Source organism: Agromyces sp. Y575 (genome assembly GCF_059445445.1).
On sequence record NZ_JCAIUI010000002.1, the window covers coordinates 977,835 to 1,000,951 of the forward strand.

Annotated in this window: 25 protein-coding genes and 1 pseudogene; 8 read left to right on the top strand and 18 right to left on the bottom strand. The window is 66.7% G+C overall.

The genetic code is table 11. The features are described from left to right. Nucleotides 1-101: 101 nt before the first annotated feature. Nucleotides 102-707, top strand: a complete 606-nt coding sequence (gene dcd, locus AC1C2U_RS10660) for a dCTP deaminase (RefSeq protein ID WP_495361707.1) — start codon at nt 102-104, stop codon at nt 705-707. 84 nt (nt 708-791) lie between these two features. On the opposite strand, the gene AC1C2U_RS10665 is transcribed toward dcd, so the two are convergent. The 6 genes and pseudogenes from AC1C2U_RS10665 to AC1C2U_RS10690 all read right to left on the bottom strand — a co-directional run bounded on the left by AC1C2U_RS10665 (nt 792) and on the right by AC1C2U_RS10690 (nt 5,468). Next, nucleotides 792-1,673, bottom strand: coding sequence for an AAA family ATPase (locus AC1C2U_RS10665; protein WP_495361708.1), 882 nt, complete (start codon nt 1,671-1,673; stop codon nt 792-794). 30 nt (nt 1,674-1,703) lie between these two features. Further along, on the bottom strand, nt 1,704-2,144 hold the full coding sequence (locus tag AC1C2U_RS10670) for a Mu transposase C-terminal domain-containing protein (RefSeq protein ID WP_495361709.1): 441 nt from the start codon (nt 2,142-2,144) through the stop codon (nt 1,704-1,706). Further along, on the bottom strand, nt 2,093-3,145 hold the full coding sequence (locus AC1C2U_RS10675) for a TnsB C-terminal domain-containing protein (RefSeq protein WP_495361710.1): 1,053 nt from the start codon (nt 3,143-3,145) through the stop codon (nt 2,093-2,095). The genes AC1C2U_RS10670 and AC1C2U_RS10675 overlap by 52 nt, the downstream gene beginning before the upstream one ends. A gap of 9 nt (nt 3,146-3,154) precedes the next feature. Next, nucleotides 3,155-3,731 (bottom strand): annotated as a pseudogene (locus AC1C2U_RS10680) (recombinase family protein). Nucleotides 3,732-3,864: 133 nt separating this feature from the next. After that, nucleotides 3,865-4,656: a nitroreductase gene (locus AC1C2U_RS10685; RefSeq protein ID WP_495361711.1), complete on the bottom strand. Its 792-nt coding sequence runs from the start codon at nt 4,654-4,656 to the stop codon at nt 3,865-3,867. A gap of 419 nt (nt 4,657-5,075) precedes the next feature. Then, the gene (locus AC1C2U_RS10690) at nt 5,076-5,468 is read right to left on the bottom strand and encodes a DUF4267 domain-containing protein (protein ID WP_495361712.1); all 393 of its coding nucleotides are present in this window, start codon (nt 5,466-5,468) and stop codon (nt 5,076-5,078) included. Between the two features lie 69 nt (nt 5,469-5,537). Between AC1C2U_RS10690 and AC1C2U_RS10695 the strand changes: the two genes are divergently transcribed. Beyond that, nucleotides 5,538-6,101, top strand: coding sequence for a TetR/AcrR family transcriptional regulator (locus AC1C2U_RS10695; protein WP_495361713.1), 564 nt, complete (start codon nt 5,538-5,540; stop codon nt 6,099-6,101). A gap of 21 nt (nt 6,102-6,122) precedes the next feature. On the opposite strand, the gene AC1C2U_RS10700 is transcribed toward AC1C2U_RS10695, so the two are convergent. Continuing rightward, complete coding sequence (locus AC1C2U_RS10700; protein ID WP_495361714.1) at nt 6,123-7,055, bottom strand: alpha/beta hydrolase family protein; 933 nt, start codon at nt 7,053-7,055, stop codon at nt 6,123-6,125. 85 nt (nt 7,056-7,140) lie between these two features. Here AC1C2U_RS10700 and AC1C2U_RS10705 point away from each other — a divergent pair, with 85 nt between their 5' ends. Then, entirely contained in the window at nt 7,141-7,809 is a 669-nt protein-coding gene (locus AC1C2U_RS10705; protein WP_495361715.1) for a TetR/AcrR family transcriptional regulator, read from the top strand. A 26-nt stretch (nt 7,810-7,835) separates the two neighbouring features. On the opposite strand, the gene AC1C2U_RS10710 is transcribed toward AC1C2U_RS10705, so the two are convergent. The 5 genes from AC1C2U_RS10710 to AC1C2U_RS10730 all read right to left on the bottom strand — a co-directional run bounded on the left by AC1C2U_RS10710 (nt 7,836) and on the right by AC1C2U_RS10730 (nt 12,006). Continuing rightward, nucleotides 7,836-8,480: a response regulator gene (locus AC1C2U_RS10710; RefSeq protein WP_495361716.1), complete on the bottom strand. Its 645-nt coding sequence runs from the start codon at nt 8,478-8,480 to the stop codon at nt 7,836-7,838. Continuing rightward, nucleotides 8,471-8,746, bottom strand: coding sequence for a sensor histidine kinase (locus AC1C2U_RS10715; RefSeq protein ID WP_495361717.1), 276 nt, complete (start codon nt 8,744-8,746; stop codon nt 8,471-8,473). The genes AC1C2U_RS10710 and AC1C2U_RS10715 overlap by 10 nt, the downstream gene beginning before the upstream one ends. Nucleotides 8,747-8,861: 115 nt before the next feature. Beyond that, nucleotides 8,862-9,887: a DUF2804 domain-containing protein gene (locus AC1C2U_RS10720; RefSeq protein ID WP_495361718.1), complete on the bottom strand. Its 1,026-nt coding sequence runs from the start codon at nt 9,885-9,887 to the stop codon at nt 8,862-8,864. After that, nucleotides 9,884-11,134 carry an MFS transporter gene (locus AC1C2U_RS10725; protein ID WP_495361719.1) on the bottom strand — a complete coding sequence of 417 codons (1,251 nt, stop codon included), beginning with the start codon at nt 11,132-11,134 and terminating at the stop codon, nt 9,884-9,886. The genes AC1C2U_RS10720 and AC1C2U_RS10725 overlap by 4 nt, the downstream gene beginning before the upstream one ends. Nucleotides 11,135-11,310: 176 nt before the next feature. Continuing rightward, nucleotides 11,311-12,006, bottom strand: a complete 696-nt coding sequence (locus AC1C2U_RS10730; protein ID WP_495361720.1) for a MarR family winged helix-turn-helix transcriptional regulator — start codon at nt 12,004-12,006, stop codon at nt 11,311-11,313. 155 nt (nt 12,007-12,161) lie between these two features. Between AC1C2U_RS10730 and AC1C2U_RS10735 the strand changes: the two genes are divergently transcribed. Both AC1C2U_RS10735 and AC1C2U_RS10740 read left to right on the top strand, forming a co-directional pair. Next, a complete protein-coding gene (locus AC1C2U_RS10735) occupies nt 12,162-12,809 on the top strand; it encodes a MarR family winged helix-turn-helix transcriptional regulator (RefSeq protein ID WP_495361721.1) in 648 nt (215 codons plus the stop codon). 60 nt (nt 12,810-12,869) lie between these two features. After that, nucleotides 12,870-13,091, top strand: a complete 222-nt coding sequence (locus AC1C2U_RS10740; protein ID WP_495361722.1) for a TetR/AcrR family transcriptional regulator — start codon at nt 12,870-12,872, stop codon at nt 13,089-13,091. 148 nt (nt 13,092-13,239) lie between these two features. Here AC1C2U_RS10740 and AC1C2U_RS10745 read toward each other — a convergent pair whose 3' ends face one another. Continuing rightward, a complete protein-coding gene (locus AC1C2U_RS10745; RefSeq protein WP_495361723.1) occupies nt 13,240-14,649 on the bottom strand; it encodes an MFS transporter in 1,410 nt (469 codons plus the stop codon). A gap of 204 nt (nt 14,650-14,853) precedes the next feature. Here AC1C2U_RS10745 and AC1C2U_RS10750 point away from each other — a divergent pair, with 204 nt between their 5' ends. Next, nucleotides 14,854-15,243 (top strand): DUF2255 family protein, encoded by a 390-nt coding sequence (locus AC1C2U_RS10750; protein WP_495361724.1) that lies wholly within the window; start codon nt 14,854-14,856, stop codon nt 15,241-15,243. A gap of 26 nt (nt 15,244-15,269) precedes the next feature. Here AC1C2U_RS10750 and AC1C2U_RS10755 read toward each other — a convergent pair whose 3' ends face one another. The 5 genes from AC1C2U_RS10755 to arfB form a co-directional block, all read right to left on the bottom strand. Next, nucleotides 15,270-15,833, bottom strand: coding sequence for a hypothetical protein (locus AC1C2U_RS10755; protein ID WP_495361725.1), 564 nt, complete (start codon nt 15,831-15,833; stop codon nt 15,270-15,272). Nucleotides 15,834-15,978: 145 nt separating this feature from the next. After that, on the bottom strand, nt 15,979-16,884 hold the full coding sequence (locus tag AC1C2U_RS10760) for a serine protein kinase RIO (RefSeq protein ID WP_495361726.1): 906 nt from the start codon (nt 16,882-16,884) through the stop codon (nt 15,979-15,981). A gap of 187 nt (nt 16,885-17,071) precedes the next feature. Beyond that, a complete protein-coding gene (gene catA / locus AC1C2U_RS10765) occupies nt 17,072-17,728 on the bottom strand; it encodes a type A chloramphenicol O-acetyltransferase (protein WP_495361727.1) in 657 nt (218 codons plus the stop codon). A gap of 159 nt (nt 17,729-17,887) precedes the next feature. Next, complete coding sequence (locus AC1C2U_RS10770; RefSeq protein ID WP_495361728.1) at nt 17,888-18,154, bottom strand: hypothetical protein; 267 nt, start codon at nt 18,152-18,154, stop codon at nt 17,888-17,890. A 157-nt stretch (nt 18,155-18,311) separates the two neighbouring features. Then, nucleotides 18,312-18,749: an alternative ribosome rescue aminoacyl-tRNA hydrolase ArfB gene (arfB, locus tag AC1C2U_RS10775; RefSeq protein WP_495361729.1), complete on the bottom strand. Its 438-nt coding sequence runs from the start codon at nt 18,747-18,749 to the stop codon at nt 18,312-18,314. A gap of 352 nt (nt 18,750-19,101) precedes the next feature. Between arfB and AC1C2U_RS10780 the strand changes: the two genes are divergently transcribed. Both AC1C2U_RS10780 and dnaK read left to right on the top strand, forming a co-directional pair. Continuing rightward, nucleotides 19,102-20,907, top strand: coding sequence for an oleate hydratase (locus tag AC1C2U_RS10780; RefSeq protein WP_495361981.1), 1,806 nt, complete (start codon nt 19,102-19,104; stop codon nt 20,905-20,907). 335 nt (nt 20,908-21,242) lie between these two features. Next, on the top strand, nt 21,243-23,117 hold the full coding sequence (gene dnaK / locus AC1C2U_RS10785) for a molecular chaperone DnaK (RefSeq protein WP_495361730.1): 1,875 nt from the start codon (nt 21,243-21,245) through the stop codon (nt 23,115-23,117).

Here is a 23,117-nt window from a genome sequence, read left to right on the forward strand (position 1 = left end):
CGACCGGGCGTGACGACAGCGTTGCACCAATACCTAACGGATGGGTGGTATTCGATTTGGATGTCCCACGCCGATGTCGATCGCCCCAGTAGGCTGTCCCCGTGCTTCTCTCGGATCGTGACATCAGGGCCGAACTCGACCGCGAACGCATCCGTCTGGAACCGTACGAACCGGGCATGATCCAGCCTGCGTCGATCGATGTGCGGCTCGATCGGTACTTCCGGCTGTTCGACAATCACAAGTACCCGTTCATCGACCCGGCCGAAGACCAGCCCGAGCTGACCCACCTCATCGAGGTGCGACCCGACGAGGCATTCATCCTGCACCCGGGCGAGTTCGTGCTCGCGTCGACGTACGAGGCGGTCACCCTGCCCGATGACGTCGCTGCACGACTCGAGGGCAAGAGTTCGCTCGGGCGTCTCGGCCTGCTCACCCACTCGACGGCCGGGTTCATCGACCCGGGCTTCACCGGTCACGTCACGCTCGAGTTCTCGAACGTCGCAACTCTGCCGATCAAGCTCTGGCCGGGTATGAAGATCGGTCAGATGTGCTTCTTCCGCTTGTCGTCGCCGAGCGAGCGACCGTACGGCTCGGCCGAGTACAACTCGCGCTACCAGGGCCAGCGGGGCCCGACGGCGTCGCGGTCGTTCCACAACTTCCACCGCACGGATGTCGGTGCGTCCGACGCAGGCTCGCAGGGCAACTGACCCTCGGGTCGAGGCCCGCGGGTGTGACCTAGAGCGTTAGATGGCCGCGCATTTGCGGCGGTATTTGGCTGTGTCGCTATTGATTCAGCTGCCGATGAGGAGAGTCTCTCGGGCGGCTTCGACGACTTCCTTCGTGATGGTGGTGAGCTGGTTAATGTCGCGGATCCGGCGAATCTGGGTGAAGAGCCGTTGGACGAGGCGGAAGTTTCCGTTGGTGACGCGGGTGATGGCGGCGATGGCTTCGGTATCGGTGAAGTCGTCGGGTTCGAATGTGAGGCCGAGTTCGTTCCAGCGGTGTTGGAGGACGAAGGCGAGTTCGTCGTTGCTGAGGCCGCGGTACTGGTGTGCAAAGCCGATGCGGCTGTAGAGCTGTGGGTAGCGAGCGAGACGTTTCTCGATGCCTGGCATGCCGATCAGGATGACGCCCATTGTGTGCCGGTCGTAGTAGTCGCGGACTTGTTCGAGGGCGGGGGGCTTGAGCCGGTCTGCTTCGTCGACGATGAGCAGCTCGGTCAGGCCCGAGCTTCGCGAGGGGCGGTGTTCGAACGGGTTGATGTTGCCGTTCTGGTGGTATTCGATGGCCCACGAGACCTGCTGGCAGATGCGCGGGATCTGATCGTCGATCATGCGCGGGCTCGCGGTGACCGTGGGGGTCCAGAACGCGGTGCATGATTCGATGACTCGCGGAGGGATCGGGTCGGCATTCGTCTCGCCGAAGCGTTGCCATTGTTCCCATTCTGTGACGCCGGCGTAGGTGCGTGCCGATAGCGTCTTGCCGACGCTGGGTGGGCCGTAACAGACGCCGATATGCCGGTTGCGGCGCACGGTGGTGGCGAACTCGTCGAACCGACGGTGCTCCTTGGTGATGAGGAATGTGGCGGCGTCGGAGGGGACGGGCGGCGCTGCCGGCGAGATCTCGCCGAGCTTGTTCGACAGGAATCTGCGGCCGTCGTCGCCCTCGTCCATGATCGACATCATCGCTCCGTTCTCGTTGGACTAGTCCTCGGCGTAGGTGCGCAGCCGCCGGGGCACAGGCGTGTCGTGCGCAGGTTCTGGTTTGACGGTCAATGGGGTCGCATAGCGGGTATCGTCGGGCAGCGCGTCGGCGAAGCTGAGCTTCGATCGGATGTTCCTCTTGAGGGCGTTGCGCCGCGCGACCCGAGCGAACTGGAGCTGCTTGAGCGATATCTGCTCTGCGGCCAGTTCGGGCGCTACGGCTCGGCAGAGGAAGTCGTCTTGGTAGTAGACACGGATCTCGGCCATGTCGCGAGGGTCGTAACGGATGGTGACGGGTTCTCCGACGTATGCGGAGAGGGTGACGTCGATGTATCTGATGCCGCTGAAGCGGATCCCGTCACGGTGCACAATTCGCTGTGTTGCGACAGTCAGCAGGAGCAGGTCGAGGTCCTCCGGGCGTGCCGCGTTCTCGGGATCCAACCCCCGGCCTCCCACCGCTGCGTTGGCGCGGCGCCGGTTTCGGAGTGTCGGCGGTGGTTGTACTCGTCGACGATGAACTGCTCGAGCGCACGGTCGAGCTGCTCGATGGTCAGCATCGGCGTCGTCGCCGGCTCGCCGTTGGTGCCGTGCGGGATGAAGCCGGGGAGGTGCGGGAGGAGTTCATCGGTGACGGTGCGGTAGAACCGTTCGATCTTGCCGCGGCCCTGCGGGATCCCCGGAAGGGAGTGGATAAGTCGGATGTGGGTATCGAGGCAGACGCGCTCGAGGTGAGCGCTGGTGAAATCGGAGCCGTGATCGCTATAGAGGATGTCAGGCAGACCCAAGACGGGCCACGTCGGATTCGTCTTTCGCCGTATCGCCTGGTGCAGTGCGAGGGCGGTCTGCAACGCGCTGGGTGCGCCGGTGAAGACTGTGTAGCCGGCGATCGCACGCGAGTAGTCGTCGAGCACGATCGTGAGCCACGGCCGGATCCGCGTACCGGCGGCGTCGAGGACGATGATGTCGAGTTGGGTGTGGTCGCATTGCCATTGCTCGTTCGGGTTTGACGCGGTGCGCCGGTAGACGAGTTCGAAGCGGTCACGGTAGGCCGCGTCTCCTTCGTGCGCGAGGGTGCGTGTGCCTGAGTCGATGTTGGTGACGATCGCGCGGACGCTTGAGTAGCTCGGCGCACGCAGACCGCGCTGAGCCGTCACGTCGGAGATGCGGCGGTGGATGAACGCGATCGTCGGCGGAGGCTTGCGCAGCGCGAGTCCCTCTATCGCACCGACCAGATCATCGGGCAGAGTGTGCGTGCCGCGATCAGATCGCGGCTTCCGCTCCAGGCAGGTAACGGACTCCGCAGACCGGTACGAAGCAAGCCACCGTCGCAGAGTTCGCACGGGAACTCCGCTCGCGTCGGCGACACGGATGAGTGGCACGCCATCGTCGAGATGCTGGCGCAGCAGCGCTGCCCGCTCCAGCGCCGACGGCCCCGCCATCATGCATCCTGCCTACGTTGCGGACGCACCACCGGCGTCCAGGTCACGCTGCAGGTGACGGTAGATCGTGGGACGAGAGACACCGAACGTGTCCGCGATCTCCTGGACGGTGTGATGGCCGGCTTCATACATGGAGCGGGCCTGGTTGATCTTGTTCGCGGTCATCTTGAACTTGGGCCCACCCTTGCGCCCGCGGGCACGGGCGGCGGCCAGACCGTCGTGGGTGCGTTCGACGATGAGGTCATGCTCAAACTCGGCGATCGAGCATATGGAAGAACAAACGGCCGCCCGGCGTGGTCGTGTCGATCCCCTGCGACAACGCCTTCAAACCGATCCCTCGCCCCTGCAGCCCGTCCACGACCTGTTTCAGGTTCCGGACCGAACGGCCGAGCCGGTCGAGCTTCGTGACCACAAGGGTGTCACCGTCCCTGAGGTAGGCAAGGGCGTCGTCGAGCACCGGGCGCCGTGCGAGAGTGCCCGACATGTGCTCGACGAAGATCTTGTCGCACCCAACAGACTCGAGTGCGTCCGTCTGCCCCTCGGGATTCTGATCCCGAGTCGACACACGTGCGTACCCAATCACTGCCACCCTAAGAATGTAATGCAAATGCCGCCCACGTTACGTAGATTGTGGACACGAGTTGTGAGACGCGACACACCGATCCTTGCGCGGGTCTGTCGGGCGTCTCGCGAACGGTCGTTTATGACTCCCTGGATGTAGTTCACATTCCGAGGAAGGTCGCTGTTTCGCTTAGGTCAGCGCGGTCGGTGCGCAGTGGAGGTACGCCGGTGTCCTCGTATCCGATCGAGACGCCGCAGACCAGTACGAGGTCTTCGCTGGCTCCGACTATCTCGCTGACCGTTTTCCGGTACATGGTCCACATCACTTGGGGGCAGCTATGCAGCCCCTCGGCTCTCAGCAGCAACATCACCGTCTGGAGGTAGATTCCGACGTCTGTCCACTGCCCTGGTTCCATCGACTGGTCGAGATAGCAGAACAGGACGACAGGCGCGCCGAACCCGTCGCAGTTCAATGCGGCGATTTTCGCGGGCCGCTGAGGGTCGTCGCGCTCAATGCCCAGAGCCATGTACCTCTGGGCGGCCGCCGAAGAGAAGCGGTCGAAATAGGGCGAGCCGAGTTCAGCGGGGTACATCGGGTACTCCCGGTCATCGCCGGGGTCCCCTGTACGCGCCCTGGACTTCGCTCGTCTCTTCAATTGGGCCAGGGGCTCCCCGGTTGTGACAAAGACCCGCCACGGCTGAAGATTCCCGCTCGACGGTGCCCGCCCCGCTGCGGCGATCACACGCTCAAGCGCTTCCCTGGGCACCGGCTCATTGTTGAATGCCCGCACAGCTCGACGGCTGTCTACGGCCTCATACACGTCCATCAGCTGGCCGGAACCGCGCAACAAATCTTCACCGTCCCGAGGATACCTTCCGGCTTCTGCTGATATTCGAATGCTGCTGACTGGGAAGTTGGTCCCATCCGCTGGTGAGAAGGTCGTTTCAGTCACCGGAAGGATCTCTACTGAGAGCGTCTGCGTGGGAATCACCCAGGACGACGAGACCGTGATTCCCGCTGTGTGGCCAGAACATGGTGTGCTGGAGGGAGTGTCCCTCGTGCGGATTGTGTGGCCGAATGGAGGTGTGGACGTTGGGCAGGATTTGGAGGAATCCCGTGGCTTCTACACCACGTTCGCAGCGCTCGACGGGCGGGTTGAAGGCCTGTCGGGCTGTCCTCATGAGGAACCCGAGTCTCCAATCGTGTCATGACGTCGGTCGAAGGCATCCTTTTCCAGCAGTAGAGCGGCGCAAACTGTGGTGCCGAAGCAACGGCGCCGATAGCGACATTGGGACGGCGTAGCCGAGACCCTGCCAAATACCGCCGCAAATGCGCGGCCGTTTAGCGCTCTAAGTCACAGCCCGCGGGAGCTCAGAGGAACAGCAGAACGGCCGCGACGACCATCACGGCCGCTGTGGCGAAGTGGATGCCGATGGCGGCCGACGGGCGGCCGTGATTGCGGATGATCATCAGGCCGTCGCCGATGGGAACGAGCGCCTCGAGCAAGAGGACCACTGCCGCGGCCACTGGTCCGAAGAAGACGAGCATCGCGATCGCGACCAGCCCGAGCACGATGTCGCGCGGGCCCTTGATGTGCTGCCACGGGGTCACTTCGGGCGTGATGGCACTGGTGAAGCCGAAGCCGCGGGAGGTCGCTTCGGGAGCGGTGAGGTAGGCGATGCCGACGTAGATGATGCCCAGGGTGGGCACGAGCGCAAGAGCGGCGCCGATCCAGGTGGCCGGCGAGAATTGTGCGAAGTCCATGAGAATCCTTTCGATGCAAGATTTATAGCGAAGCTAGCATTCCTTTCGGCTTCGCGCTAGTCTGGCTTCGTGGCAACGAGTGAACGCATGGCGAGGCGTCGCGAGCAACGGCGCGGCGCGATCCTGGCGGCCGCGCGCGAGTTCGCGGAGGCCGAGGGCTGGTCCGCCGTCACGTCGCGGCGCCTGGCCGACGCGATCGACTACACCCAGCCCGTCATCTACTCGCATTTCGAGTCCATGGACGCCGTGATCGACGCCGTCGCGGTCGAGGGCTTCGGCGAACTCGCGGCCGCCCTCGCGCGAGCTCGCGCCGGTGCATCCGGCACTGAGCGAGCGCTCGAGGCCCTGAGTCGTGCCTACCTGGGCTACGCCGAAGCGCATCCCGCGATGTACGACGCGATGTTCGTTCGCGGAACGGGCCTCGCGTTCGCCGATGAGCGCACCTCGCCGCAGCTGGTGGCGGGCTTCTCCGAACTCCGCGCGGCGGTGCAGCCGTTCACCGAGCAACCCGACACGCTCGCCGAGGTGCTGTGGGCGAGCCTGCACGGCCTGACGATGCTGCAACGTACCCGTCGCGTCCCAGGTGACGGCGAGGACCGCCTTGCGGTGCTGCTCGGCCTGATCACGGGCTGATCGGCGTCAGCCGGCCGCTGTCTACGAGTGCGCGTCGGTCGACGAGTGCATGTCGGTCGCGGCATGCGCCGCGTCGGGCTCAGCCAGCTCCGCGTCGGAGGCGAGCATGAACGCCATGGTCGCATCAAGCGTCGCATCGGCGCGCAGCACCCGGTTGTGGCCGAAGCCTTCGGTCGGCACGAGCCGGGCCGAGTCGCGGTTCGCCTCGAGCAGTCGCTCGGACTCGGCGAACGGCACCCGCCGGTCGCCACGGTCGTGCACGAGCAGCAGGGGCGTGGCGTCGGGCAGCGGATGTCCCACGGCCGAGTAGCGCTCGAACGGGTCGGGCCGGCCGCGGAAGAAGCGAGCGGCGAATCGTCGGGCGAGCGCATCGCGCGTCGCGCGGTCGAGTCTGAACATCTCGCCGAACAGCTCGACGAAGATGCGCGGATCGGCGGCGCCTGCGATGGAGACGACCCGGTTCGCCTCGATGCCGTCGTGCACGGCCATGAGCGCGGCGAGGGAGCCGAAGGAGTGGCCGACGAGGCCGTGCCACGGTCCTTCGCGGCGGGTGAGCTCGTCGATGATGTCGAGGTGGTCGACGAGGTAGGTGTCGCGACCCGGGGAGTCGCCGTTGGCCGGCGCGTCGAACGCGAGCACTCGGAACCCCTCGCTGCGCAGCTCGCGGACGAGCGGTGCGAACACGCTCGCGCGTGATTGCCAGCCGTGCGCGAGCAGCACGGTGCGCTCTCCGCTGCCCCACTCGTAGGTGACGATGTCGACACCGGTGCCGTGTATGCCGGGGATGCGCACCGTGCCGCGTCGGGCGGCCCGATGCGTCGCGAGGTCGGCGGCTGCGATGGGCGTGCGCCGCCCGATCCGAATGAAGAGCGGCAGTGCGACGGCGGCGCCCGCCTCGGGTGAGACGGCCGCAGCGGTGCGGACGCCGGCGGCGATGACGGATGCAGCGGACATCGTAACTCCTCAATGGTGGCGGTGAACCAACAGTACGAACGGTCGTACGTACACTATACGAACGATCGTGCGTAAAATCGAGAGCATGACCGATATCGATGGCCGGCGACTGCGAGGGGATGCCTCGCGACGCATCGTGCTCGCGAGCGCGGTCGACATCGCCTCGGTCGAAGGGCTCGACGGCCTCTCGATCGGGCGGCTCGCAACCGCAGCCTCGGTCAGCAAGAGCGGGGTCGCCACGCTGTTCGGCACCAAGGAACGCCTGCAGCTCGCCACGGTCGACGCAGCACGCGAGCAGTTCCTCCGCACGGTCGTCGATCGTGCGCGCGTCGAGCCACGAGGCATCCGCAGGCTCGTCGCGCTCTACGATCACTGGATCGCCTACTCTCGCGACCGCGTGTTTCCCGGCGGATGCTTCTTCGGCACGGCGATCGCCGATGTCGACGCCAAGCCCGGGCCGGTTCGCGACGCCGTGGCCGCTTGCTTCGACTCGTGGAACTCGTACCTCGTGGTGTCGATCGGGTATGCGGTCGCGCAGGGCGAGCTGAACGCCGAAGTCGACGCCGAGCAGATCGCTTTCGAAGCGACCGCGGTGCTCGATGCGGCCAACAGCCGCTCGGTGATGACCGGGGCGAACGCACCATATCGGCGGGCGCGCGTGGCGCTCGCTGCACGGCTGTTCGCGGGCGCCGCCGACCCGGGCGTCGTCGCGACGTTCCTCGCCGTCGACGACGAGCTGGTCGCGTCGCGCTGACGAAGGGGCTTCGAGGTCCGCAGTCGTCAGCGATCGGCGAGGTAGGCCAGCACGGCATGCACGCGCCGGTGGCCGCTCTCGCTCGGAGGGAGCCCGACCTTGGCGAAGATGCTGCCGATGTGCTTGTGCACGGCGTTCTCGGTGACCACGAGGCGAGCGGCGATCTGGGTGTTGTCGTCGCCCTCGGCCATCGCCGCGAGCACCTCGGTCTCGCGAGGCGTCAGTCGGTCGAGCGGGTCGTGGGGTCGTGGCCCCAGCAATTGGGCGACGACCTCGGGATCGATGACCGTGCCCCCGGCAACGATCCGGTGCAGGGCATCGATGAACTGGCGTACGCGGCTGATGCGGTCCTTCAGGAGGTAGCCGACGTGCCCCCGATCGTCGCTGAGCAATTCGGCGGCGTACTGCCGCTCGACGTACTGCGAGAGGACGAGCACCGGCAGGGTCGGTCGACGGCGTCGTGCCTCGAGCGCGGCGAGCACGCCCTCGTCGCGAAACGTCGGCGGGAGTCGCACGTCGACGATCACGAGCTCGGGGTCGTGCGCCTCGACGGCAGCGAGGAAGGCCGGGCCGTCGCTCGCGATCTCCGCCACTTCGAAGCCGTAGGTGTCGAGCAGCAACTCGAGCCCAGCGGAGAGCAGCACATTGTCTTCGGCGACGACTACCCGCACGGGATCTCGACCGCGATCGTCGTCGGCCCGCCGTCCGGGCTTGCGATCGACACGTCGCCGTCGAGTGCGGCCACTCGCGATCGGATGCCGGTGATGCCGGTGCCTCGGCGTTCGTCGACCCCGCCGACACCGTCGTCGCGGACTTCGACGCGCAACTCGTCGGCGTCTCGTCGGAGCCGTACGTCGACGTGATCGGCGCTGCTGTGCTTGACGGCGTTGGCGATGGCCTCGCTGATCACGAAGTAGACCGCGGTCTCCACGGCCACTGGGACGGCGCCCAGCTCACGACGGTCACTACAGCGGGCTACCCTATCGTCGCGTGCGGCGACTCGTGCTCGTCTGGCGACGCGCGCTCGATCGATGCGCATGACGAGCGCGACGTCACCAGCGGTTGTGCACGTCTTCCGCCCAACCGGCGAGGCCGTCGACCGTGATCCATTCGCCCTCGTCGGTCTGCACCCGCCCTGCGAATGTGCCGAAGCACTGGTGGGTCGTCGACCGGATGACGAGCAGATCGGTGCGCGCGTAGCGGTCGTAGAACGGGGTGAACTCGAGCTCCACACGGTCGGTCGACATGTGCCATGGCCGCATCCAATCAGACGGGTCGAACTGCCAGCGCAGGGCCGTCGGGATCTTGTGCACTCGGCCGTCGACGGTGAATGCGGTGTGCGAGAGTCCGTTGCGGATGCCTTGCGGGCCGCCGCCGCCGAGGTTGATGCCGATGCGGCGGCCTTCGGCCACACCGACGGCGGCACCCCAGTTCCAGTCGGTGCGGTACGGGCCGCGGGAGCGGGCGTGGTCGAGCACGGCGAAGCTGTGCTCCGCAGGCACATCGCGCACCACTCCGTCGATCGTGAGGCTGCCGGATGTCGGCCGGTCGACGTCTTTGACGGTGTAGTCGACCAGCCGCCGACTGTGGGGCGAGGCGATGCCCATCGCCTCGTGCCCCGGGCGAGTCTCGGCGACGACGTCCACCTGCACCCGCTCGCTCTCCGCGCGCAGTCGTGTGCCGCCGTCGATTTCCTCGAACCGGAGCGACAGGCGTCTGCCCCGCGAGGTGTTCGGCCCCGCGCCGTGGGTTCCGGCCAGCGATACGCCGCGACTGAATGGTCCGATCTCGAAGGCGTCGATGGTCTGCATGCTCGTTCGATCGAGCACCCAGAGCTGGCGCACGTTCGCGAAATCGAGCGCCGCGATCGTGAGCGCGATGACATGCGTCGGGGTCACGATGCCCCAATACTCCCATCGCTTGTTGCGCCCCCAGCCATACCATCCGCGTCCGATTCGATCGGTGTCGTGGAACTGATGGCGAGTCCAGCCGACGGATGCCGGGTCGAGGCGTCCGTTCGGCCGGACGAGGTCGACCGGCGCGATGATCTCACGAGCGGTCATCGAACGTGCGGTCATCGCACGCGCCTGATGGGGATGACCGAGAGCGCACCGAGCCCGGCGAACACGATGCCGGCGACGAACACCGACGTGTAGCTGCCGGTGGCGGTGATGAGCGCCCACACCACGACCGGCGTGAGGGCCTGGGGGAGCGTCGTGGCGATGTTCAGGATGCCGAGGTCCTTTCCCGCCGCCTCGGCGGCCGGCAGCACCTCGGTCATGAGGGCCGCATCGACGCTCAGGTAGATGCCGTAGCCGAGCCCGAAGGTGGCGGCGAGGGCGAACATGCCGCCGATGGTCGGGGAGACCAGGGGGATCACGAGGGAGCACGCCATGATGAGCGACGCGATGATGACGAACACCTTCCGGCGCCCCGAGCGATCCGAGAGCTTGCCCGTCACGAACGCCGTGGCGAGGGCCCCGACCAGCATCACGGCGGTGAGCGGTGTACTGAGCGCGGTGGACTCGGCGTCGGAGATGCCGATGTAGTCACGCAGGATGTACAGCAGGTATGACTGCACGCTCTGGTAGGCGAGGATCATCAGAAACCGGCCAGCGAATGCCCACCAGAAGTCCGAATGCTGCTTCGGGTTCACCCAGAAGCTCGCGAAGAACAGCTTCCAGCTGAATGGCGCCACCTCGAGGTCACGCGACGAGAAGTCGCGGTTGAAGATCGTGAAGGCCAGGGTGACGACGAGGATCATCCCGCCGAAGACGGCGTAGCCGATGCCGATGCTGTTCGCGAAGAACCCGGCGCCCGCGACGCCGAGGCCCATGCCGAGGAACGTGCCCATGGCGAGCACTCCCGAGGCGGCGCCGAACCGCTCCTTCGGGATTCGGTCGGGCACGATCGCCGCCTGAGCCGTGCCGATCGCGTTCAGGGCGAGCATGACGAGCACCCAGTACACGCCGATCCACCATAAGCTCGCCGCGCCCGAGAGCAGCACCATCATGACGGCAGCGGTCGCCGCCGAGATGACCATCCACGGTGCGCGCCGACCGAACCTGCTGCGGGTGCGGTCGGAGAATGCGCCGATCAGCGGGTGGACGATGATCGCGCCGATCGAGGACGCCGTCATCACGAGGGCGAGGTTGCCCACCTTGTTCGCCGGGTCCAGCTGCTGCACCTGATCGGGAATGAAGATCACCATGAACGCGGCGTAGCAGCTGAGCATCGCGGCGTTCATCACGAACATCCACGTCAGCAGCCGTCGATCCGACGTTCGTGCAGGCGTGATCGTAGGACTCGGGGTGAGCGCGCTCATGGGGCTCCTTCTCCGTGGCGACGCTGCCGCGGCGATCCAGTGACGCCGGTCGGGTCCGGCGGCGGGTTCACCCACTGTAGCTGCGGCGCTTCCCGCTTGCGCACGGATGCCGCGACGAACGAGGGGCCCGCCGCTGGCGGACCCCTCGTGGTGCATCGACGCACTTACCGCGACGATCAGGCGCGGTCTGCCCCGTGCCCGGTGCGACCGTGCCCGGTGCGGCCACGACGGGCGCCGTGGTCAGGGTGCTGGCGCGGATCGCCGTGCTGATCGGCGTCACCGTGCACGTGCACATGGACGTGCACATCACTGCGAGCGGCACCGTGGCCGCACTCGCCGCGGCCCGCGCCGTGGCGGTGGCCGTGGCCGTAGCCCTCGCCGAAGTGACGGCGGCCGAAGCCGCGGCCGTGGCGGCGCGGCATCCGCTCGTCTTCCCTCCAGCCGAGTTCGCGGGCGATCGCCTCGAGTGAGGCGAGCGTCGTCGCGAAGTCTTCGGGGCTGACGGAGCCGGCGACCTTCGCACGCAGCGAGGAGACTCGCTCGTGCAGTGACGCACGTGCGGCCTCGCCGGCTTCGGTGAGGCGCCAGGCGCCCGGTTCGCCCTCGACCCAGCCGCGCTCGACGAGGGGCTCGACGCGCTCGGGGCGCGCTGCGAGCTTCTCGCTCATGCGGGGATCGGTGACGGTGCCGGCCACGAGGTTGAGGCGGCGCCAGTCGCGGCGGGTGATTCCCTCCGCCGCGAAGAGTTCGCGCATTCCGTCGTCGAGACGACGTTCGATGACCCGGAGCCAGAAGCCGAGTGGGCGCGGGCTCGTCGGGATGGACGTGTTACTGGTGTTGCTGTCTGGAGTGATGTTGTCGTTGTTCGACATGGGTGTTCCTTTCGTGCGCGATGCGCATCGGTGTCGCGAGCGGCGCTGGAGGCTCGCCCGCTGTGGCAGGTGCGCACGGGCGGCTCTCGCTCATGCCCGTGTCACGCGCCTGGTCTATTGCATGCTCCGTTACATGTATATGTACAATGACATACATGAGCGCATCGAGTCAAGTCCCTCCCGGCGAACATTCAGGGTCGGATGCCGCGGCCGGCGCCTCGGGCGACCCGATCACCCTGATCGAGCAGTCGCTCGTCACGATGCGCCGCGACCAGGAGCGGCGTCGCCTGCAGCGCCGCTCAGAGCACTTCGGGCGAGGCGGGCACGAGCCCGGCGAGCCCGGCGATCATGAGGGCCACGGACATCGGCGGGGTCGCGGTGTGCCGGACGAGTGGGGCGCACGCGGCGGCATGGGCGGTCTTGGCGGCGGGGGCGGCCGGGGTGGCCCGACGCGGCACGGGCTCGCGCATGCGGCGCGCTTCCGCCTGCTCGACGCGCTCGAGGGCGCAGGGCACCCCCTGTCGGTGAGCGAGCTCGCCGACGCGATCGGCGTCGATCAACCGCGCGCGAGCCGGCTCGTGCAGGCTGCCGTCGAGGCGGGTCACGTGCGCCGAGAGGTGGACGCCTCCGACGCGCGGCGCAGCGCGCTCGTGCTGACGGGGGCCGGGCGCAACCTGCTCGCGAGCGCACGGGATACGCGCCGCAGCGCTGTGGAGACCGCGCTCGCCGGATTCACGCCCGAAGAGACTGCCGAGTTCTCGCGCCTCTTTTCACGCTTCATCGAGGCGTGGCCCCGCGACTGAGGTGCCCGATCGGTCGCCACCGACCCACTGAGTTCCGTCGGACCACTTGACGCCCGCGCCGTGATCACGGCCCGGGCGGATTCGAGGTTCCACTCCACCGATTCGGCCAGCGGCTACAACAAGGGCGCCCTCGTCGAAGTTGCCGAGCAGGCGGGCATGACCCACGCCGGCGTGCTGCACCACTTCGGCAGCAAAGAGGGGCTGCTCGTCGCGATGCTGCTCGACTCGGCATCCGCGCTCATCGCCGTCATGGACGGCCTGCAGGTGCAATGGCTCCTGTAACCCGACGCCGTCGACATGCCCCGCATCGTCAGCCGCACGCTCGACGAGATCGTCGCGCGCCTGCGCGCGCAGACGCGGCTGGGCTCCGACGGCCGCAAGTGAGTCGACGGCCCGGCCCGGCCGCCGCGGGGCATCCGCTCGGTCAGCCCTACTTGGTCGGCGCCGTCGCCTTCACCGGAATCAGGAGCGCGAGCCCGAGTGCGATCACGAGGATGATGCCGAGGATGCCGAAGTACGGCTCGCCGCCGATCGTGACGAAGAGCGCGAACGCCGTCGGTGCGAGGAAGCTCACCGCACGGCCGGTCGTCGCGTAGAGGCCGAAGACCTCGCCCTCGCGGCCCGCCGGGATGAGCCGCGCGAGGAAGGTGCGGCTCGCCGACTGCGCGGGGCCGACGAAGAGGCAGAGCGCGAGACCGGCGGTCCAGAACACGATCTGACCGCCGTCGTGCAGGAAGAACACGAGCAGGCCGCTGACGACGAGCCCGATGAGCGCCGTCACGATGACGGGCTTCGCACCGAGCTTGTCGTCGAGGGCGCCGACCGCGATCGTCGAGATGCCGGCGACGACGTTCGCGGCGATCGCGAAGATGATGACCTCGCCCGCCGAGAACCCGAAGACGGATGCCGCGAGCACGCCGCCGAACGTGAACACTCCCGCAAGCCCGTCGCGGAACACCGCGCTCGCGAGCAGGAACCACACCGTGTTGCGCTGCTCCTTCCAGAGCCGCTTGATGTCGCGGCCGAGGCGGGCGTACGAGGCGAAGAAGCCGATCTTCTCTCGGTCGACGGCGGCGGGGTTGCGGTACTCGGGCACCGCGAAGAGCACCGGCAGGGCGAAGAGACCGAACCAGATCGCCGAGACGAGCATCGTGACCCGCACGTCGAGGCCGTTCTCGCCGGTGACGCCGAAGAGGCCCACCTCGGGCTGGATGAAGCCGAAGTACACGATGAGCAGCAGCACGATGCCGCCGACGTAGCCCATGCCCCAGCCGAAGCCCGAGACCTTGCCGATCGAGCGCGGGGTCGAGACCTGCACGAGCATCGCGTTGTAGTTGACGCCCGCGAACTCGAAGAACACGTTGCCGGCTGCAACCAGAAAGAGGCCGAGCAGCAGATATTCGGGCGCCGGCAGTACGAAGAACATCGCGAGCGTCATCGCGACGACGACGTAGGTGTTCACCGCGAGCCAGAACTTGCGCCGCCCGCTCGTATCGGATCGCTGCCCGGTGATCGGCGCGAGCAGGGCGATGAAAAGGCCAGCGATGGCGAGTGCCCACCCGAGTTGCGCTTCGACGGTGCCCGTCGGCCCGAATGATTCGCTCGTGAGGTACACCGTGAACACGAACGTCGTGACGACCGCGTTGAAGGCCGCCGAGCCCCAGTCCCACAGCCCCCACGCGAGAATACGGCCCTTGCGCGCTCCGGCCTCGGTGACCGCCGTGACCTGTGCGGTCTCCACGCCGATCGTCGCGGCGGCTCCGTCGGACGGCGTGAGATGCGACGGTGGGAAGTTGCGCGGCGTCTCGGGTGAACCCTGCGGAGGCGTCGGATCGGTCATGGCTGCAGTCTCGTTCTCTCAGGTGAACAGCGGGTGGCGGATGCTGCGGAGCCGCGACATCCGGAGGTCTCCGGGCTCGCGCTGGTCCGCATCGACCCGTGGGCACTGTATCGCCTGCGCGGTGCCGTGTGAACGGCGGCGCGCGGCCGGGAAATGCGGCACGTCGGCGGAATACCTCGTCGGCGCCTCGCGCTGCACCTTGGCATGGGCCTCGACGCAGCACTGTTCATCCACCTCCGCGACACCGACACGGTGCACATCGAGACGAAGACCCGCGACGGGCGCCGTCTCTCGACGCCGATCTGGTCGGTCGCTGTCAACGACGCGATCTATGTGCGCTCGGCGTACGGCCCGGAGTCCAAGTGGTACCTGCGCGCGACCCGCAATGCAGGCGTGGGTTTCCGCTCCCCGGTCGGGTCGCAGGCTGTTTCGCTCGAGGCGGTGCGCGACCCAGATCTCGAGTTGCGTATCGACGACGCGCTGCGTGTGAAGTACGCGGCCGAACCGGCAGCCGTCGCCGAGATGCTCACGCCCGCGGCGCGCGACACGACGCAACGTGTCGTGCCGGTCGCCGACGCGACGGCCCGGGTGTAGCGCTCAGGATCCGCCGCGCCGCTCTGTCACTGCAGCTCGAGCACCGATTCGAGCAGCTGATTGTAGCTCGCGAAGTGCAGCACTCCGTTGCTCAGTTGCACCGAGGGCTGGTAGTTCGAGTCGTAGTCGGCGGGTGCGAGGTAGGTGCCGTCTCCACGTTCGGTGTCGTCGAGCCAGCCTTCGGCTTGGAGCTCGGTGAGCCAGGCGTCTCCGGCGTCGCCCACGTCGAGGCGCGCGTACCAGACGGAGACATCGCCGCTCGGCTTGCTCCAGACGCAGACGAGGCCGCCCTCGTCTGCCATGCGCTCCATGACGGGCCCGAGCAGGAACGGATCGTCTTCGTCGAGCACGAGACCGTCGTCGGCGAGCTGCGCGTACTCGTCGGCGGTGAACACCGACGCGCAGCTCGTCGCCGACTGGGCAGGGTCGGTCGCGGCCTCGGTCGGTTCGGCGGTCTCGGAGGCGACCGGCGTGGCCGGGCCTGTCGAGGTCGAGCCGGAATTCTCGAGCGGGGTCGCCCCGCATCCGCTCAGGAGGAGGGCGAGCGCGCCCGCAGCGAGCACCGTGATCGATTGGGTTCGAAGTTCCATACCGAGAGAATAGGAAGATATCTTCCTATTCGCAATGGGTGTTGGCGAATCGTGACCTGAGTTCAGGGTTGTCCCTGAGCCGGGCAGTCTGGGCCGGCGGATGTCGCGGCCGGCGGATGTCGCGGGCGCCGCGACATCCGCCGTCTCAGCTGTAGACCTCGGCGATCAGCTCGCTGAAGAGCTGCTCTGCGTCGCATTCGAGGCGTTGCCGGGTGAACCAGTCGCAGACGTTCTTGCAGTCGCGGTGCAGTAGATCGAACCCCTGCGGGTTCGAGACCACGTCGACGACCTGCGGCAGGTCGATCGCGACGACCCGCCCGTGCAGCACGAGTAGGTTGTACGGCGAGAGGTCGCCGTGAGCGAGCCCCGAGTGCGCGAGCGTGCGCATGAACTCCACGACCTGGTGGAACAGATCGCGCAGTTCGTCGGGGGTCGCGCGCACCTGCGCGAGCCGCGGGGCCGCGACCCGGCCGTCGCCGATGAACTCCATGAGCACTTCGGTGCCGCCGACCTGCACCGGGTACGGCACGGATGCCCCGAGCTCGGTGAGTCGCTTCAGCGCCTCGAACTCGGCGTACGCCCACTGCACGCGCGCGACCTCGCGGCCGAACGTCGATCCCTTCGCGACGGCGCGCGCGTCACGACTGCGGCGGGTGCCGCGGCCCTCGGTGTAGACCGTCGAGCGGTGGAAATCGCTGTGCTCGTTGCCCCGATAGCGCTTCGCGGCGAGCAGCACGCTTCTGCCGGGCGTGCCGGGTTCCGCACCCGGCACGGCGCGTTCGATGAGGTTGAGGTCGGCCTCCTTGCCAGTCTTCACGACGCCGAGCTCGGTGTCGATCGCCGCGGCATCCGTGACGAGCCAATCGGGTCGCGGCTCCGGGCCGCGCTCGGAAGGGGTGGTCGCCGGCCAGGTCGACCAGCGTTGGTCCTCGCCGGGTTCCGTGGTCTGGAACGCGAGGTCGCCCGCGTCGAAACGCGGGGTCGTGAGGTCGTGGGATGCCGCGTGCGAACGCAGCACGGCAGAAACGTCGAGTGACGTGGTGATGTGCAAGGTGGATCTCCGTGGATCGCGGAGGCCACCGGGCCGCTCTTAGCGGGAGGGGGCCTCGCAAGTGAAAGGAACGTGGAGGTTCACGACAACGACAGCCATGATCGACTCCTTCCCTCACCGGATGCACCGGACCCATGCCGCGCGAATGACGCAGCTTCGGCAGTTTAGGGCGCTTCGCCCGGCGCGTCTAGTGGCCGACCCAGCTGGGGTCGTCGACCATCGACTGCAGTTCGTTCATGAAGCGCGCCGCATGGAACCCGTCGGCCGCCGCGTGGTGCACCTGCAGCGCCAGCGGCATGAACGTCGACCCGTCGCGTTCGACGAACCGCCCGATCGTGAAGATCGGCGCCAAGTGTCCGTTGCCGCCCGTGATGTCGAGCGTGAAGCCCGTGAAGCCGAGCCACGGAATGCTCGACACGTCGAAGATGTTGGCCGGCAGGTCGCCTTGCGGGAACAGGCCGGTGGCCGTGCTGAATCGGTCGAGGTCGGCGACCACCGCGTCGTGGAAGACGGTGAAGTCGCCGTCGTAGGGCGTCCAGACGCATGAGAACGTCTCGAGCTCGGCGTTGAACACCGTGTACGCCGGATGCACCTCGCTCCACGTGCCCGGCCCGCCGCCGTCGGTCGTGGTCATGCGGAACTCGGCGAAGCGGTTCACGAGCGTCGCGAGTGCGTAGATCTGGGCAGGGTAGGTCTTGCGGCCGACCGCTCGGAGCGCCGTGCGCAGGGCCGTCACGTCGACCTCGGTGGTGACGCTGTAGCTGCACGGCACCGCATCGCGGTAGTGCTCGTAGTGTTGGCGGCGCGGCCAGTCGGCCAGATCGATCGGGTCGACGTGCGACATGTTCCTCCTGGATCGCGGATCGCCGTCAAGCCTCTCACCTTCGGCGCGGAGCAGGGTCGGCGCATGCGGGACGACATGCAGCACGAGGCATCCGACACTGTGCTGCTCGCTCCGTCGCGTCAGCCATGCGATCGCCGCGGCCGGCTCGCGGGGCTCTGTTCAGCGGCTGTGGTCGGCGAGAATCTGGTTGACGTCGATCTGCGACAGGAGGTGCTGCCAGTCGAGCTCGCGGGCGACGTCGGCGATGTCGGCGTCGGCGAACGCCTTGCCGTTGCGGTGCACGACCACGCCGGGGGGCACGAGTTCGTTCAGTCGAGCGAGGATTGCGTCGTCGACCGCCTCGGGGTCGAAGTCCGCGCCGATGCGCGCGTACGTGTCGGCGGAGAGCGTGTACGAGACGAGACCCACTTCGATCGGTTCCGGCATGGTTGTCCTCCTCGGTCCAGGTGACGCAAGTCTCCTGCACATCCCGTCATTGCGCGACCCCGAAAGGCGATGATGACGGTGCGTCGATGGACGGCCAGCCATGCACGCGGTCGCAATACGAGGTGTTGGTCGAGGTGGCCGGAGTACCACTCCGGGGTCAGTCGTGAGGTGGGCGACGCAGTCGCTTGACGTCGGTGCGCCGCTTCTTCGCTTCCAAGCGCCGTTCCTTGGCACCGCGACTCGGTCTCGTCGGTCGTCGTGACGGTGACGGCGGCCGCAGAGCGTCGGCCACGACAGTGGCCAGCCGAGCGCGCGCAGCATTCCTGTTGCGCAATTGCGCGCGATGCTCGGATGCTGTGATCGTCAGTACTCCGTCGACAACGCGACTGCTCAGACGCTCGAGGAGTCGCTCCCGCTGGATCGGAGAGAGAACGGCCGAGCCTGCCACATCCCATACGAGTTCCGCTCGGGAGTCGGCAGTGTTCACACCTTGCCCGCCGGGACCGGATGACCGCGAGAACCGCCACGACAGCTCAGACTCGGGGATCGTGAGTGTTGAGTCGACCCGAAGACCGGGACGGTGGGCGGCGGGCATGGATCCATCATCCTCTGACGCTCGTGAAGTCGAGCATGGTCCGCGTCGACCGGCCGAGCCTGTCCAACGCGCATCCGTCGACCTGACGGGTTCCGGATGGCGAGCCGGCTCCACCTACTGCGCCAGGTAGAGAACGACCCACTGCGCCAGGTAGAGATCGACGCGAGGAGGTCAACCGCACGGACGTCTCCCTGTTCTCCCAGCCGGGTGACCCCCGGGTGACGCCAAGGAGGATTTCGCTGCGTTTCCCGCCGTGGACCGGACAACCCTTCATACGCTGGATGGATCGGAGCGGACACGCTCTCGTCCAGCTCCGACTCAGTGCCATACCGATCGGATAGGTGGTCCACCCATGCATTACAGCAGCGGCAACTACGAGGCATTCGCCCGGCCCCGTAAACCTGTGGGCGTTGACGACAAGACCGCCTGGCTGGTCGGTGCCGGGTTGGGCAACATGGCAGCCGCGATCTTCATGATCCGCGACGGTCAGATGAAGGGTGAGAAGATCACCATCCTCGAGGAGCTCAGCCTGCCCGGCGGTGCGCTCGACGGCATCAAGTACCCCGAGAAGGGGTTCGTGATCCGCGGTGGACGCGAGCTGGAAGACCACATGGAATGCCTCTGGGATCTCCTGCGGACGGTGCCCTCCCTTGAGGTCGACGGCAGCATGCTCGACGAGTTCTACTGGCTGAACAAGGATGACCCGAACTCCTCCAAGCGTCGCGTGACCGAGAAGCAGGGGCAGGACGCCGGCACGAACTTCAAGTTCGGACTCAGCTCGAAGGCGCAGAAGGAGATCGTGAAGTTGTTCCTCGCCACCCGTGAGGAGATGGAAGGCAAGCGCATCGACGAGGTCTTCTCCAAGGAGTTCCTTGAAAGCAACTTCTGGCTGTACTGGCGCACGATGTTCGCGTTCGAGGAATGGCACTCCGCGCTCGAGATGAAGCTGTACTTGCACCGCTTCGTGCACCAGCTCGGCGGCTTCCCCGACATGTCCTCCCTGAAGTTCACGAAATTCAACCAGTACGAGTCCTTCGTTCTGCCGATGTATACCTGGCTCCTCGAGCGCGGCGTCACGTTCCAGTTCAACACCACCGTGACCGACGTCCAGTTCGATATCAGCGACGGGCGCAAGCAGGCCACGCGGCTCGACTGGGTAGAGAAGGGGATCGTGGGCGGTGTCGATCTCAGCGAGAACGACCTGGCGCTGGTCACGATCGGCTCGCTCACCGAGAACTCGGATGACGGCGACCACAAGACACCTGCCGTGCTCAATACGGGCCCGGCTCCGGCATGGGATCTGTGGAAGACGATCGCCGCGAAATCGCCCGACTTTGGTCGCCCTGACGTATTCTGCCGCGATGTGGACAAGACGAAGTGGGAGTCGGCAACCGTCACAACTTTGGATGCCCGTATCCCGGCGTATATCGAGAAGATCGCCGAGCGCGACCCGTTCTCAGGAAAGGTCGTCACGGGCGGCATCGTCACGGTGCGGGACTCGCCGTGGCTGATGAGCTGGACAGTGAACCGACAGCCGCACTTCAAGGCGCAGAAGCCCACCGAGATCGTGGTGTGGGTGTACGGCTTGTTCGTCGAAACGCCGGGCGCCTACGTCAAGAAGGCGATGCAGGACTGCACTGGCGAAGAGATCACCCAGGAATGGCTGTACCACATGGGTGTCCCCGTCGACGAGATCCCCGAGCTGGCCGCGACCGGCGCCAAGACCGTGCCGGTGATGATGCCCTATGTGACCTCATTCTTCATGCCGCGCACGGCGGGCGACCGCCCCGCCGTCGTGCCGGAGGGAAGCGTGAACTTCGCGTTCATCGGTCAGTTCGCCGAAACGACGCGCGATTGCATCTTCACCACCGAGTACTCGGTGCGCACAGCGATGGAGGCGACGTACCAGCTGCTGAACGTTGAGCGAGGCGTGCCGGAGGTCTACAACTCGACATACGACCTTCGGTTCCTCCTGCATGCCACCAAGATCCTTGCCGACGGAGAAGAACTGCACATCCCGGGACCCGCATTCGCGGAGCGACACTTGGTCCACCGCTTCGACAAGACCGAGGTGGGTCAGCTTCTGACTGACTTCGGGCTCGTGCCCGAGCTGCAGGATACGCGCGCGCATGACCGTCACGACGATGCCATCGCTTGAGCGGAGAATGACGTCGGAATCCCGCCGACAGTAGCCCCCAACGGCAGGAAGAGCGCCCGGAGTGATCGATCTCCGGGCGCTCTTTCGTTGGACCTCCAGTGCAGGAATACTGGACGCCATCCGAAAGTTGAGTCAAGTACGCTCAAGTTTCACGCCTCCACTTGACACGTTCCCGAGGGGCTGCGAAGCTTGAGTCGGCAAGGCTCAAGTCTTGTCACACGTACTTCGGTTGCGGGCCAGCAAGGGTCGAACCGGCATCCGGCCCGCGGGTCTCGATACGCGTGCGACGGCGTCGCACGCCACTCGGGCGGCGGGTGGAGAGAAGGAGAAAACACATGTCACGTGCAGTAGGAATCGACCTCGGAACCACCAACTCGGTCGTCGCGGTCCTCGAGGGCGGAGAGCCCACAGTCATCGCCAACGCGGAGGGTCTTCGCACCACCCCGTCGGTCGTCGCATTCACGAAAGACGGCGAGGTGCTCGTCGGTGAGACCGCGAAGCGCCAGGCGGTCACCAACGTCGACCGCACCATCGCGTCGGTCAAGCGCCACATGGGCACCGACTGGAAGACCGACGAGATCGACGGCAAGCGGTACACGCCGCAAGAGATCTCGGCGCGCATCCTGCAGAAGCTGAAGCGCGACGCCGAGCAGTACCTCGGCGACACCGTCACCGACGCGGTCATCACCGTGCCCGCTTACTTCAACGACGCCGAGCGTCAGGCTACCAAGGAGGCCGGCGAGATCGCGGGCCTCAACGTGCTGCGCATCATCAACGAGCCCACTGCGGCCGCCCTCGCCTACGGCCTCGACAAGGGCAAGGAAGACGAGCTCATCCTGGTCTTCGACCTCGGTGGCGGCACGTTCGACGTCTCCCTGCTCGAGGTGGGCAAAGACGACGACTTCTCGACGATCCAGGTCAAGTCGACCGCGGGCGACAACCGCCTCGGCGGCGACGACTGGGACCAGCGCATCGTCGACTGGCTCATCAAGAAGTTCAAGGAGACCACCGGCGTCGACGTCTCCAACGACAAGATCGCCAAGCAGCGCCTGAAGGAGGCAGCGGAGCAGGCCAAGAAAGAGCTGTCTTCGAACATGAAGGCCTCGATCCAGCTGCCTTACCTCTCGCTCACCGAGAATGGCCCCGCGAACCTCGACGAGACGCTCACGCGCGCCGAGTTCGAGAACATGACGAGCGACCTGCTCGACCGCACGAAGAAGCCGTTCGAAGACGTCATCCGCGAGGCGGGCGTCAAGCTCTCCGACATCGCGCACGTCGTGCTCGTCGGCGGGTCGACGCGCATGCCCGCGGTCAGCGAGCTCGTCAAGAAAGAGACCGGCCAGGAGCCCAACAAGGGCGTCAACCCCGATGAGGTCGTCGCCGTCGGGGCGGCCCTCCAGGCGGGCGTCCTCAAGGGCGAGCGCAAGGACGTGCTGCTCATCGACGTCACCCCCCTCAGCCTCGGCATCGAGACCAAGGGCGGCATCATGACGAAGCTCATCGAGCGCAACACGGCCATCCCCACGAAGCGCAGCGAGACCTTCACGACCGCCGACGACAACCAGCCGTCGGTCGCGATCCAGGTCTTCCAGGGCGAGCGCGAGTTCACCCGCGACAACAAGCCGCTCGGCACCTTCGAGCTCACCGGCATCGCGCCGGCGCCGCGGGGCATCCCGCAGATCGAGGTCACGTTCGACATCGACGCCAACGGCATCGTGCACGTGTCCGCGAAAGAAAAGGGCACCGGCAAGGAGCAGCGCATGACGATCTCGGGCGGCTCGAGCCTCCCGAAAGACGACATCGACCGCATGGTGCGCGAGGCTGAAGAGCACGCTGCCGAAGACAAGGCGCGTCGCGAGTCGGCTGAGACCCGCAACCAGGCCGAGCAGCTCGTCTACTCGATCGAGAAGCTCATCAAGGACAATGACGACAAGCTTCCCGCTGACGTCAAGTCCGAGGTGCAGGGCGATGTCGATGCACTGAAGTCGGCGCTCGCAGGCGAAGACGACGAGGCCGTGAAGTCGGCCTTCGAGAAGCTCAACGCATCGCAGGGCAAGCTCGGCGAGGCGATCTACGCGCAGGGCCAGCAGGCCGGCGCGAGCGCTGCGGCCGGCGAAGATGCGAACGCGTCCGGCGCCGAGAGCGACCAGTCCTCTGACGAAGACGTGGTCGACGCCGAGGTCATCGACGACGACGAAGAGAAGAAGTAG

Coding starts and splice junctions, on each gene's coding strand:
- AC1C2U_RS10665 (WP_495361708.1), bottom strand. CDS start 1,673: ATGGACGAGGGCGACGACGGCCGCAGATTCCTGTCGAACAAGCTCGGC.
- AC1C2U_RS10675 (WP_495361710.1), bottom strand. CDS start 3,145: ATGATGGCGGGGCCGTCGGCGCTGGAGCGGGCAGCGCTGCTGCGCCAG.
- AC1C2U_RS10690 (WP_495361712.1), bottom strand. CDS start 5,468: ATGGACTTCGCACAATTCTCGCCGGCCACCTGGATCGGCGCCGCTCTT.
- AC1C2U_RS10700 (WP_495361714.1), bottom strand. CDS start 7,055: ATGTCCGCTGCATCCGTCATCGCCGCCGGCGTCCGCACCGCTGCGGCC.
- AC1C2U_RS10705 (WP_495361715.1), top strand. CDS start 7,141: ATGACCGATATCGATGGCCGGCGACTGCGAGGGGATGCCTCGCGACGC.
- AC1C2U_RS10720 (WP_495361718.1), bottom strand. CDS start 9,887: ATGACCGCACGTTCGATGACCGCTCGTGAGATCATCGCGCCGGTCGAC.
- AC1C2U_RS10725 (WP_495361719.1), bottom strand. CDS start 11,134: ATGAGCGCGCTCACCCCGAGTCCTACGATCACGCCTGCACGAACGTCG.
- AC1C2U_RS10730 (WP_495361720.1), bottom strand. CDS start 12,006: ATGTCGAACAACGACAACATCACTCCAGACAGCAACACCAGTAACACG.
- AC1C2U_RS10735 (WP_495361721.1), top strand. CDS start 12,162: ATGAGCGCATCGAGTCAAGTCCCTCCCGGCGAACATTCAGGGTCGGAT.
- AC1C2U_RS10745 (WP_495361723.1), bottom strand. CDS start 14,649: ATGACCGATCCGACGCCTCCGCAGGGTTCACCCGAGACGCCGCGCAAC.
- AC1C2U_RS10750 (WP_495361724.1), top strand. CDS start 14,854: ATGGGCCTCGACGCAGCACTGTTCATCCACCTCCGCGACACCGACACG.
- AC1C2U_RS10755 (WP_495361725.1), bottom strand. CDS start 15,833: ATGGAACTTCGAACCCAATCGATCACGGTGCTCGCTGCGGGCGCGCTC.
- catA (WP_495361727.1), bottom strand. CDS start 17,728: ATGTCGCACGTCGACCCGATCGATCTGGCCGACTGGCCGCGCCGCCAA.
- AC1C2U_RS10770 (WP_495361728.1), bottom strand. CDS start 18,154: ATGCCGGAACCGATCGAAGTGGGTCTCGTCTCGTACACGCTCTCCGCC.
- arfB (WP_495361729.1), bottom strand. CDS start 18,749: ATGCCCGCCGCCCACCGTCCCGGTCTTCGGGTCGACTCAACACTCACG.
- AC1C2U_RS10780 (WP_495361981.1), top strand. CDS start 19,102: ATGCATTACAGCAGCGGCAACTACGAGGCATTCGCCCGGCCCCGTAAA.
- dnaK (WP_495361730.1), top strand. CDS start 21,243: ATGTCACGTGCAGTAGGAATCGACCTCGGAACCACCAACTCGGTCGTC.